This window comes from Dokdonella sp., assembly GCF_051958935.1.
GTDB lineage: Bacteria > Pseudomonadota > Gammaproteobacteria > Xanthomonadales > Rhodanobacteraceae > Dokdonella_A.
The window spans coordinates 1-11,305 of the sequence record NZ_JBQCFP010000145.1 but is presented as its reverse complement, the minus strand read 5'-3'; the positions used below and the strand labels follow the sequence as shown (position 1 = coordinate 11,305).

Below are 11,305 nucleotides of genomic sequence, written 5' to 3'. Positions count from 1 at the left end.
ACCGCCGGAGTTGTTGACCTGCGGGTTGGTGTTCGGGCCGGTGACGGCCGGGAGCTGCTGGACGAGGTCGCCCAGGGTCAGCTTGCCGGTCTTCTCGATCGCGGCGCGATCGATGGTGACGACCGGGTTGGACGTTTCGATGTCGACGCGACGGATGTTCGAACCGGTCACCGTGATCGTCTCGAGCTTCTGGCCCGCACCATCCTGCGCGTGCGCCACGCCGCCGAGCGCGGCGAGCATCGCCGCCGACAGCGTGCGCAAGGGCAGGTCTCGAAGGATCTCGCGGGCTCGGTACGCATGAGGTGTTTCGACTGTCATGTTTCGACCTCTCTGTTGGACATCGGGGTTGATGCGGCCGACTGCCGAGGCGCGGCCGCGTGTTCGCTCGGCTGCTGCCGAGGTTCGACGACGGGCCGTCAGGCGACCGCCTGGATGGGGGCGGCAGCCAGCAGGCGCCGGTGATCGGAGGCGGTGATGCCGAAATGGCGCTTGTAGCTGCGGGCGAACGCGCTGCGATCCTCGAAGCCGCTCATGCTCGCGATCTCGGCGATCGCGAGCGAGCTGGTGCGCAGGAGATCGCGCGCCGCGGCGAGGCGTTGCTCGACGAGATAGGCGTGCGGCGTGGCGCCATACGCTGCTTCGAACGCGCGGATGAAATGGAACGGCGAGTAGTTCGCGATGGCCGCGGCTTCGGCGATGCTCAGCTCGCGATGCAGGTTCGAGCAGAGGTAATTGCGCGCACGCTGCAGCCGCACGAACGCGTTGCGCCGTTGCTTCCAGCTGCGACCGCCGCAGCGGGCGATGAGCGGTTCGTATTCGAGTTGCATGGTCGCGAGGCAGGTCGCGACGGAGGACGCGAGGAGGCGCGTTTCGCACGCATCCGCGCGTCGCGAGCGCAGTGCGGTGCGGAGGATGTGACGCAGCCGTGGCCCCATGCGTAGCGTGCCCGGCACCGGCGGCGCGCCAATCGGCCGTCCGCACGCGTCGCGGACGAGATCCTGGACCACGGAGTGGGATGCGGTCGCGTACACCCACACGCCCTCGCCGCCGAGTGCGACGGCTTCGCCTCCTTCGAGGAATAGCGTGATCGGTGCATCCAGCGTCCAGCGCGCATGCTCCAACGAGACGCGCACGCGCCCGCGCAGCACGCAGATCGCGGTGGCCTCGCCCGCGCGCGTGGACAGCATCGTCGAGCGACCCAGTCCGACGACGACGCGCACGCCATTCGCGGTGACCGGATCGTCCAGACGCATGCGCTGGTTGTTCCGTACGCAGTGGACGTCTGTCCGCATGTTTCCCCCGTTCGGATGGCCCGCGCGGCTCGCGCTGGGCAGTCGAACGGGCAAACGCCGATTCCGTCGGAGCAGCGCCACGCGCTGCCGCGGCGACGCAGCGGCCTCAGAGGTAGTGGGCGTACGCGCGAATCACGCGCCCATCCGGGCCGAAAACGAGGGTTTCAGCGGCGGGTCCGCTAACCCCGTGGTAATGGATCACGACGCTGTCGACGCCGGTGAAGCAGGCGAGCAACCGGAATTGAAGGTCGGGCATCCGCCGAAGCGCCTCCGCCCAGTAGGCGCGAATCGCGCACTTGCCCGTAAGGCGCCCCTCGCGGACGTCCGCGATGCTCGCAATGAACGGCGACGCGAGCTGGAAGTCGTCTGCGTAGTGCGCGAGCACGCGATCCACGTCGTGCGCGTTCCACGCATCGATCCATGCGCGCGCGAACGATGCCGCGAAGGCCGTGGTCAGCATCTGGTGATCCTCCTGCGTTCGCCGGGGTCAACGTCGGAATCCGGCGCGCGGCGCCACGCCTGACCAGTGTATGCGGATTGCCGCGTTGTGCCGATTTCCACGTTCACCCCGGATGACCCATGCTGTCCCCGGCTACGTCATTGATGTCGCCGCACCCGAACGAGGTCGGTCATGCACGTAAACCGGATGAGACGAATGCGCCTCGCGACCGGCGCGAGGATGACGTTCGGCGCGTTCGCCGCCGCCGTGCTCTCGGCACATGCGTCGATCATCGGGGGCGAGAGGCCCGACGTGCGCATGCCTCGTGATCCGGGCGAATTCGAAAACCCGGGCACCCGCCCGCCGCGACGCTTCGAGGACGGCTTCGAAGCGTCGCGTGCGCGAAAGAGCGCAGCGATGCCGATGCCCGAAGTCGACGCGCGCCAAGGATGTCGCGTTGGGGCTCGCCACGGCGTTTACCCCTGCGCAAGCAGCAGGGAGGTCACTGTTTGCAGCGGCTGCCTGCATGGATCCCCACTTCGCAGCCCCCCCCACTGCGATGCCATGCAGGCGGCTGCGTCAATTTTCAGCTTTACCGGCAGCGAGCCGTTTCAAGGCTGCGACGACCTCGGGCTCGGCCTTCGCGTCCGATCCCGCGAGCTGTAGCGCCGCGGCCGCCGCGCGAAGCGATTCGTCGCCGCGACCGAGCTGCGCGAGCGCCGACGCCGCGACATGTTTCATCGTGACGCGCATCTTCACGTTCTGCGGCGAAGCCTCGGAGAAGCCTCGCTCGGCGTCCTCGATCTCGTCGAGTGCTGCCTGCGCATGACCGAGCTGGAGGTTCGACCACGCACGCTGCAGGCGCGCGACCGCGACGTCTGCCCAGTGGCCGCCACCGAACCGCTTCATGAGGGCGAGCGCCCTGTCCGCCGTCGCGACGGAATCGGCGTAGCGGCCTTCGCGTCGCTCCACTTCCGCAAGGTAGGCGTACTGGCTCGCGATCATCGCGCTCTCCTCGCCGGACACGCGCTTCTGCATCGCGATCGCCGCCTCGATGTCCACCTTCGCGGCCGCGATGTCGCTGGTCTGCAGCTGCAGGCGCGCACGAGTTTGCAGCAGGCGCACGCAGGCTTCGCTGTCGATCGCCTGGCGACGGCACGCATCGATGCCTTCGTCCAGCGCGGCGATCGCTTCTGCGTGGCGGCCCTGGATGGCGCGCAGGCGGCTCAACGCGCCGAGCGCGAACAGCGTTTCCGGTGCCGTTTCGCCCGACAGCTGCCGTCGCATGGCGAGGCCGCGCAGAACGTAGGGTTCCGCCTCGTCGGCGCGTCCCAGCGAAACGAGGTAGCTGCCAAGGAGCCCGACGAACCACGCCGTCTCGCGATGCGGTCGGTCGTGGATGCGCTCGGAGAGTGCGATCGCGCGGCGATATGCCGCCTCGCCGCGCGCGGCGTCGCCGAGCGAACTGGCCGCATTGCCGATGCCTTCGTAAAGCCAGAGGATCTCGCTGTCGAGCGGGAGTTCATGGTCGCGCCAGTACTTCTCCGCGGCCTCGCCACGCTCGAGCGCTTCCTTGAAACGATGCTTGGCGGCGAGCTGGTCCGATTCGTTGATCAACACCTGCAGCACGACTTCGCGCGGCAGGCTGGTGCTCGACAGCGCGCGCTCACGCATGCTACGGACGAGCTGCAGCGATTCGTCGCCTTCCTCGCCGAGCCGGTCCAGCGCGGTCGATAGCACCATGAGCGTTTCGTACGCCACCCGCGAGTCGCTCGCAGCGAGGCGATCGCGCATCGGCTGCAACAGGGCGACCGCCTCGGCGGGCCGTTCCAGGTGCAGCAGCGCCTCCGCGCGCCAGCGTCGGGCCGTCGTGTACGGTTCGTCGCCTTCGACGTACAGGCGATCGGCGATCTCCGTGGCCGCCCGGGTAAGGGCGTCCATCTGCGGATACGCGCCCATCGACGAGGCGACCGCGGCGAGCGCGCCGACGAGTTCGAGTCGCGATTCGTCGGGCAACGTCGGATCGTTCAGCACGCGCCGCATGCCGATGTCGACGACGTCCTCGGGCGTCACGCGCGATCCTTCCGGTTGCCGCTGTTCCGCGGTCTTGAACACGTCGATGAGCAGGTCGCGCACGGAATTGGCGCGCATTGCTTCGGCGCGCGTCGCGCGCGCCTGCCAGAGGGCCCCGCCAAGGGATGCGAGAAGGGCGAGCAGCATCGCGCCGCCGAGACCGGCCGCGAGGCGGTTGCGACGCAGGAACTTGCGCAACACGTAGCCGCGCGACGGCGGATGCGCGAGGACGGGACGCCCGTCGAGGTAGCGCTGCACGTCCTCGATGAGCGCAGCCGCGGACGGATAGCGCTGTTCCGGACGGACATGCAGTGCGCGCTGGACGATCGTGTCGAGATCGCCCCGCAGCGTGCGCCGCAGGAGCGCGGCGTCGGCGGGCGGCGACACGCGGCCTTGCTGTGGCGACGCTGCGATGCTCGTCGACGGCGGACCTGCGTCCGGTCCCGTCGGCCGGCTGCCGGTAAGCAGCTCGTGCAGTACGATGCCGAGCGCGTAGATGTCCGCGGCCGTCGTGATGGGGCCGCGACCGATCTGTTCGGGCGCGGCGTAGCTGGGCGTGAGCGCGGCGGTAAGCGTGTGGTTATCGCCGTCCTCTCCGAGCAGCTTGGCGACGCCGAAGTCGAGCAGCTTGGGCGTGCCGTCGTTGCCGACGAGGATGTTGGAAGGCTTGATGTCGCGATGCACGATCAGCGCGCGGTGCGCGGCCTCGACGGCGGCGGCGGCGCGCACGAACAGCGCGAGGCGCGCGCGTACGTCGAGGCGGTGCGTGGTGACGTACTCGTCGAGGCGCAGGCCCTCGACGTACTCGAGGACGAGATAAGGGATGCCGGCCTCGGTAATGCCGCCGTCGATGAGGCGCGCGATGTGGGGATGGCTGAGGCCGGCCAGCAGGCGTCGTTCGCGGCGAAACAATTTTTGCTCGACCGCCGAAAACAGCCCACGACGAAGCAGCTTCACCGCGACGACCTGATCGAAGTCCGCGCCTGCGCGTCGCGCGAGGAACACGGTCGCCATACCTCCCTGCCCGATTACCCGTTCGAGGCGGAACGCGCCGAACTGCTGGCCGACGAGGGCTGCCGGCTCGACGTAGGTCGGCTGGTTCTCCTTGAGGAGCTGCGCGTGGACGAGCGCCGGCTCGTCGAGGAATCGATGCTCCGCGTGCTCGTCGGCGGCGAGCATGCGCACGAGCCGCGCGCGATCGTCGGCATGCAGGCCGTCGCGGGCCAGCCAGCGCCGGCGCTCGACCTCCGACAACGCGGTCAGGTTGTCGAATGCGTCGGCGAGTTCGCCGATGGACAAGCGTTCGCTCACGGGTGACCTCGTCGGTAATGCGCCGAGACACGATCCTTCATCGGAGACAAACGGCGCCCGCGTCGCCGCAGCGCCATCTGGTCGTCACGCGTCTTCGTGGTGCGGCTCGCCGTGCAGGAACGCGCGGGCGAAGCGCCATTCGCGATTGACCGTGCGCGTGGAGATGCCGAGCTGGTCGGCGACCTGCGGCAGCGACAGACCGGCGAAGTAATGCAGCTCCACGATGCGCGCGGCGCGCGGCGCCTCCCCTTCGAGCTTGCGCAAGCCGTCGTCGAGCTCGAGGGCGCGCTGCGCGGTCACGTCCGCGAGCGACGTGGTCTCGGACGGCAGCTCGACCTGCACGAGTCCGCCCCCGCGCTTGGTGCGCATGCGCGCGCGCGCGCGGTCGACGAGCAGGTGGCGCATCGCCTTCGCGGCGTAGTCGAAGAACTGCGCCGGGTCGATGAAACGCAAAGACTTGCCGTGCACCATGCGCAGGTACAGCTCATGCACGAGCCCGGTCGTGTTGATCGAATCGACGTTGTTGACCAGCTGGTTGCCGGCCATCGTCTTGAGCCGATCGTACACTTCGACGAAGAGTTCGTCGCCGGCATAGGAGGCAGGCAGGCCGGGCTGCATCTCCGCGTTGTCGTTAGCGTCGGCCATCGTCGACCTCGTCGCGTGTTCGTGCATGTCGCTCCGGGCATTCGTTCGGCGTTCTATCCGGGATCGGGCCGGATGCCGTGCGGGAATGCCTTGGACACGATAGAACATACGATATCAGAGTTACTGAACGTGCCTATGGAAGAATGGCCGGATTGGCTGGAACGGTGCGTTGCCTGCGAGCAGCGGCGAGAGCTCATTTCACGATATCTGCTGGGAGAGCCGCGGCGTTGCCGCGCGGCTTGAGCGGAAGCAGCGTGCGGCACTCCGGCCCGCCGCGAAGCGGCGCGGGATGGCCGCGACACCGTCGAGCAGGTACGCCGCTCGCACAGGCTTCGTCCGGGACCGCATCGCCGACGGCGGCATGGCGCTGCCGCGAGGGAACCGACGTTTCTGGTCGGCGAACCCATTGCGGAATGCTCCATGGAATTGTTCCTTCGGCTTACATTCGCGGCAACCCTCGCCGGCACGTCGGTTTTCGGCGCCGCGGCAACGCCACCGCATGCAGACCCCGCGTACGGCGGGCTGGACGACGGCATCGCGAGAATGCGCATCGATCATGACGACGGTGCCCGGGACGCCGCGGCGACGGCCGTCGGCATGCCGGACGGACGGCTCCTGCTCGGTGGCATCAGCAGCAACGGCCCGGTGGCGGAGCGGCGTTTCGCCGTCGCCATGTTCACGGCGGACGGCCGCCCCGATACCTCGTTCGGTCCCGACGGCAGTGGACGCTTCGTGATGAGTCTGGGCGACGCGTCGGATCTCGTGGGCGTCGCATCCGTCGATGACGGCAACTTGCTGGTTCTCGGCTCGACGCTGCGCAACGATGGCGTGCTCGTCAAGCTCGACCGACGGGGCGCCTACGTGAGGGGTTTCGGCGATGGGGGATTGCGCGTCCTCGAGGCGGGAACGTTCCTCGATGGAGGCATTATCTTCCGGCCGATGCGCCTTCTGCCGCTCCGCGGTGGCGGCATCCTGGTCGTGGGGTATGCCATGTCCAACACGTCGGCGTGCGCCGGCGTGGCGCGGCTGACGGAGGATGGCGCGTTCGACGCGAGCTTCGCGGGCGATGGGGCGATCTGCATCGCACCTGCGCGCACGCCCGGAGAGGCGCCGTTCGCGTTCGGCAATAATGCCTATGAGCGCGACGACGGACGCCTGCTCATCGTCGGCTCGGCACTTCATGCGTCCGGCGCTGACCTCGACATGTTCGTCGCGCAGGTGGAGGAGGACGGTTCGCTCGGCGTCGCGTTCGGAACCGAAGGAACGGGATTCGCGTTCGTCGGCTTCGGTTCGGGCGACAGCGACTACGCGCACGCAATCGACCTCGACTCGCTCGGGCGGATCGTGGTCGCGGGACCGGTCTCGCCACCCTCATCGAACATCGACGTGCACCTCGGTATTGCACGACTGCTCGCCGATGGTCGCCTCGACACGGCCTTTGCCGTCGACGGCCGGCGAGAACTCGACGATGCGTTACTCGGCGCCGGATCGCAGGCGGCACTGGACGTCCGGATCGTCGACGGCGACCGTGTGCTGGTCGGTGGCTGGGCGGCCGAGGAAGAGCGTGTCGCGATGACGGTCATGCTGCGCGCCGACGGGCATCTGGACGCCACGTACGGGCAGAACGGCGTCTTTCGGCAGGCCGCGCCGGCGGCGCCCGAGGACGGGATCGTCTCGCCTGCGCCGCACAGCCTTCTGCTGGCCGGAGACTATCTGTACTTCGTCGGGTCGATCCCGGTCGGGGCGCCGCTCCCCGACTTCAGTCGCAATACCGCATTCGCGGCGACGCGCTACGTGTTGCCGCTCTTCAACGACGACTTCGACGTCGCGGCCACGCCGACGCCGAGCCGTCGATAGGTCACCGCGCGGCGCGTCCGGTCCGACGTCGGCCTTCGCCCCTCGTGCTCGCGCCTGAACCCGCCCCGCGCCCGAGCATGCCTCGCGTGCGACCCCACGCTCAAGGAAGCTACGACATGTCCATGTCCAATAAAGCGCCCGCTCGACGTGGCGCACGCATCGCTTCATGCACGGCGTCCAAGCTGGCATTGCTGGGGGTCCTCTCGGTGGGACTGTTCGGCGTGCGGGTGGCGCAGGCCGGCGCGATCCTCGTCGGCCGCGGCCCCTCCTGCACCAAGCACACCGTGCAGGACGCGATCACCCTCGCGAACAGCAATCACGGGTACAACCTCATTCTCGTGACCGACGACGTGCCCGGCGGGGCGTGGCACGAGAACCTGTCGCTCGACCTCCATCGCGACGTGCAGATCGAACTCGTCGGCGGCTTCGACAACTGCCGCGATCTCGCGCCGACCGCGTCCGGCAAGGCGAGCCTCTACGGCGGCACCACGCTTCTGGACATCCGCGGGACCATCGACCTGCGCATGCGCGGGTTCTGGTTCGAAGGCGCGTCGTCGGGCGCCATCCAATCCAGCGCCGACGGGCGCATCGAGCTGCGCGACGTCACCATCAACAACAATGGACGCGACGGCATCCTCGCCTACCCCGGAGCGGGCAGTACGTTGCGGCTCGACATCCTCGGGAACGTGCAGGTGCAGAACAACGGCAGGCACGGGATCGCCGGTGCCTACGGCCTGCACGTCACGATGAGCGGCGACGACAACCGCGTGCGCGACAACGTGGAAAACGGCATCGAGATCTACGGCGGCAACGCGTCGGTGGACATCGGTGCGACCGGGCCCGTCGTCTCGGGCAACGGCGGCTACGGCGTGAACATCTCCTACTACGCGACGAATTCGCTCGAGGGCGAAAGCCGGCTGTTCTCCACGAATCCCGCCAATCCACTCGGCATCGATGCCAATCGAGCCGGCGCCATCCGCTTGCGTACGCGCAATGCGTACCGCATCTGCGCACGCAACATCTCAATCAACGAGAACGGCGGTCGCATCGTCCACGCGGAAGGTGGCGACGCGGCGATCGAGTTGAATGGCGCAGACTGCGAGTTCCCGCCAGAAGCGGCGCCGATGTGCGGATTGCCGCTGGGGCCGCATACGTGCAACTCCATCGCATGGAACACCGCGGCCGGACCGCTGGTTTCGGCCATCGACGGTGCACGCATCGAGCTCGACCGCGTGCTGATCAACCAGAACTCGGCTACGTCGATCCTCTCGACCAACCTGGGCACGGCCAACAGCGGGTCGTCGATCACGCTCGCCGATGCGCTCGTGATCGGCAACACGCTGCGCGACAACCTGTTCGAATCCCTCAACCGCGGCATCGTCGACATCTGGAACTCGACGATCTTCGGCAACGGCGGGCCGTTCGGCGTTTCCCTCGTGAGTATCAATCCGGCGCTGTTCCAGATCACCGAGAGCATTCTCGACCAGCCGCAGGTGCTGCTCGCCAATGAGGGCCTGGCCTCGGCGATCCATCTCGATCGCGTGCTCGCGCGTAACGACATCGGCGCAGACGGCGTGCCGCGGGAAATGATCATCGGCCAGCCGATCTACAGCGAAGGCCTGGGTCGCCTGTCGCGCGAGTCGCCCGGTGTCGACTACGCGCGCGCGGCCGGCGGCACCGACATCGAAGGCCATCCGCGTGACGTGGACACGGTGGAAGTTGCCAATACGCACGGCCCGCGTGATCTCGGCGCTTTCGAATACCCGATCGCCGAGCTCTCGATTTTCGCCGACGGCTTCGAGTGAACCTCCCACCCTTCGCCGATAGGCGCTTCGACACGGAGTCGACATCATGAAAAGGTCCCATGTCCCCGCGATCTTCGCGGCCCTCTCCGGTGCGTTCGTGGTCGCGACGGCATCATCGCCCGCGCACGCCGAGGACTACATCAGCGTCGGCAGCGGCGCCGGTTGCACGAGGCGCACGGTCCAGGCCGCGATCAATCTCGCCCACGACCTCGGTGGCTTCCGCGTCATCACATCTCCAACGACGGCGATCCCGCCAGGGTCTGGCGCGAGAACCTCGTCGTCGAGAATGCGGACTTGGACATCATCGGCGGGTACGAGAGCTGCGAGGCCGCCGAGCCGAGCGGGCGTTCAACGATCTCAGGCGGTGCGCAGGAGCAGCCTGCGCTGAGGATTCGCGGCAACGGCGTGGTCAATCTGCGCGGACTCGTGCTTCGCGACGGCATCAGGGGCTCGTCGACGTACAACGGAGGAGGTATCTACTACAAGGGGAACGGCGTCCTTGGCCTTCGCGACACGCACATCGTCGAAAACCGGTCCACCGGCATCGAAGTGGAAACGAATGGAGGCGAGGCATTCGTGAGCCTCGAGGGTGGCGTCGTCATTGCGCGGAACCACCTCTGGGGTGCTGTGATGACGGGCCAGGTGTCGGTCAGCGTCATGTCGACGTATAACGAGTTTTCGGAAAATGGCAGCGATGGCTTGGCTCTAAGCGATGGTGCGTCGGTCGACGTGGCCTCCTCCGGAAACGTGTTCCGGGACAACGGCGGACTCGGAATCCTGATCGGCCAAAGCGGTGTCCTGCCGGCCCGCACCAGCCATCTCGAATCGATCACGCCAGGCGACCCGCTTACGATCATCGGAAACAAGGAGGGCGCAATCGGCATGTTTTCGGAAGGCGCGCCGGTCGTCCTGTGCGGGCGCAACCTGCGGATCGACGCCAACGGCGATGCGATGCATGCGCACCCGACCTTCGACATGAACGGCAACGCGCGGTTGGAACTGAACACCGCCTGCGACTGGACCACCCCGGCCCCGATCTGCCCCGCGGGTCGGTCCCGCTGCAACAGCGTGTCGTACAACTCCCCCGGCGATGGCTATCCGTTGTTCAGTGCTACGAGCGGTGCGGCGATCGTCGTCGACCGCGTGTGGATCGAGAAGAACGCGTCGTCGTCGATCTTCTCGACCAATCTCGGTGAGCCGTCCAGCGGCGCCAATATCACGGCGACCAATACCGCCGTGGTGGACAACACACTGCGCGACAACATCGCCGAGGCGTTGAACGGCGGCTTCGTGCGGATCGAAGCGTCGACGATCACGGGCAGCCTCGCTTCGCCGACCTTCCTCGGCGTGGCGCCCGGCGGACTCGTCGTCAGCGACACGATCGTCGATCGGCCGCAGCTCCTGCTCGACTCCGACGGGCCCGATCGTACGTTCTTGCGCAACCTGCTGTCCCCCCATCGCCTTGGCGCGAATGCGGGCGCCGACATCGTCGAGGGTGAGGTACTGTTCCTGCCCGACTCGATTTGCCTGCGAGCCGACGCGCTCGGCATCGACCACGCCGCCGATGCGGCGCCGCCGCTCGATGTCTTCGGAATGCAGCGCGTGGTCGACAACGTCCACCGCGAGAACGTAGGCGGCGCGCGCGACATCGGCGCATGCGAAAACCCGCTCATCGACGATTCGATCTTCGACAATGGCTTCGAGTCGGGTGCCGGCTGACGCGGAGGCGATCAGCGGAGCGCCGGCCGCGTCGAACGATCGCCTCGGTCGTCGCGCAAGGTCGCGAAGTGACGTACGCCTTGGCGCTACCCACTCGGAATCGACGTTCCTGACCGTGCAGGCCCCGCAGCGCTCGCGACGTGCGAGCGCGCCGCAACAGGAGC

General features: G+C 67.7%; 8 protein-coding genes. 3 read left to right on the top strand and 5 right to left on the bottom strand.

The features are described from left to right. From ACTHK2_RS14310 to ACTHK2_RS14290, 5 genes are all read right to left on the bottom strand, one after another. Positions 1-240 (bottom strand): hypothetical protein (locus ACTHK2_RS14310; RefSeq protein ID WP_440246396.1); only part of this gene is annotated, 240 nt, incomplete at its 3' end. A 176-nt stretch (positions 241-416) separates the two neighbouring features. Next, a complete protein-coding gene (locus tag ACTHK2_RS14305) occupies positions 417-1,253 on the bottom strand; it encodes a helix-turn-helix domain-containing protein (protein ID WP_440246395.1) in 837 nt (278 codons plus the stop codon). A gap of 145 nt (positions 1,254-1,398) precedes the next feature. Beyond that, positions 1,399-1,752 (bottom strand): nuclear transport factor 2 family protein, encoded by a 354-nt coding sequence (locus ACTHK2_RS14300; RefSeq protein WP_440246394.1) that lies wholly within the window; start codon positions 1,750-1,752, stop codon positions 1,399-1,401. A 558-nt stretch (positions 1,753-2,310) separates the two neighbouring features. Beyond that, positions 2,311-5,115, bottom strand: coding sequence for a protein kinase domain-containing protein (locus ACTHK2_RS14295; protein ID WP_440246393.1), 2,805 nt, complete (start codon positions 5,113-5,115; stop codon positions 2,311-2,313). Between the two features lie 84 nt (positions 5,116-5,199). Beyond that, positions 5,200-5,760 (bottom strand): ECF-type sigma factor, encoded by a 561-nt coding sequence (locus tag ACTHK2_RS14290; RefSeq protein WP_440246392.1) that lies wholly within the window; start codon positions 5,758-5,760, stop codon positions 5,200-5,202. 420 nt (positions 5,761-6,180) lie between these two features. On the opposite strand from ACTHK2_RS14290, the gene ACTHK2_RS14285 reads away from it, so the two are divergent. The 3 genes from ACTHK2_RS14285 (at position 6,181) to ACTHK2_RS14275 (ending at position 11,141) form a co-directional block, all read left to right on the top strand. Next, positions 6,181-7,617 (top strand): hypothetical protein, encoded by a 1,437-nt coding sequence (locus ACTHK2_RS14285; protein ID WP_440246391.1) that lies wholly within the window; start codon positions 6,181-6,183, stop codon positions 7,615-7,617. A gap of 116 nt (positions 7,618-7,733) precedes the next feature. Then, positions 7,734-9,422, top strand: a complete 1,689-nt coding sequence (locus ACTHK2_RS14280) for a right-handed parallel beta-helix repeat-containing protein (protein ID WP_440246390.1) — start codon at positions 7,734-7,736, stop codon at positions 9,420-9,422. Positions 9,423-9,716: 294 nt separating this feature from the next. Then, positions 9,717-11,141: a right-handed parallel beta-helix repeat-containing protein gene (locus ACTHK2_RS14275; RefSeq protein WP_440246389.1), complete on the top strand. Its 1,425-nt coding sequence runs from the start codon at positions 9,717-9,719 to the stop codon at positions 11,139-11,141. The last annotated feature ends 164 nt before the right edge of the window (positions 11,142-11,305 follow it).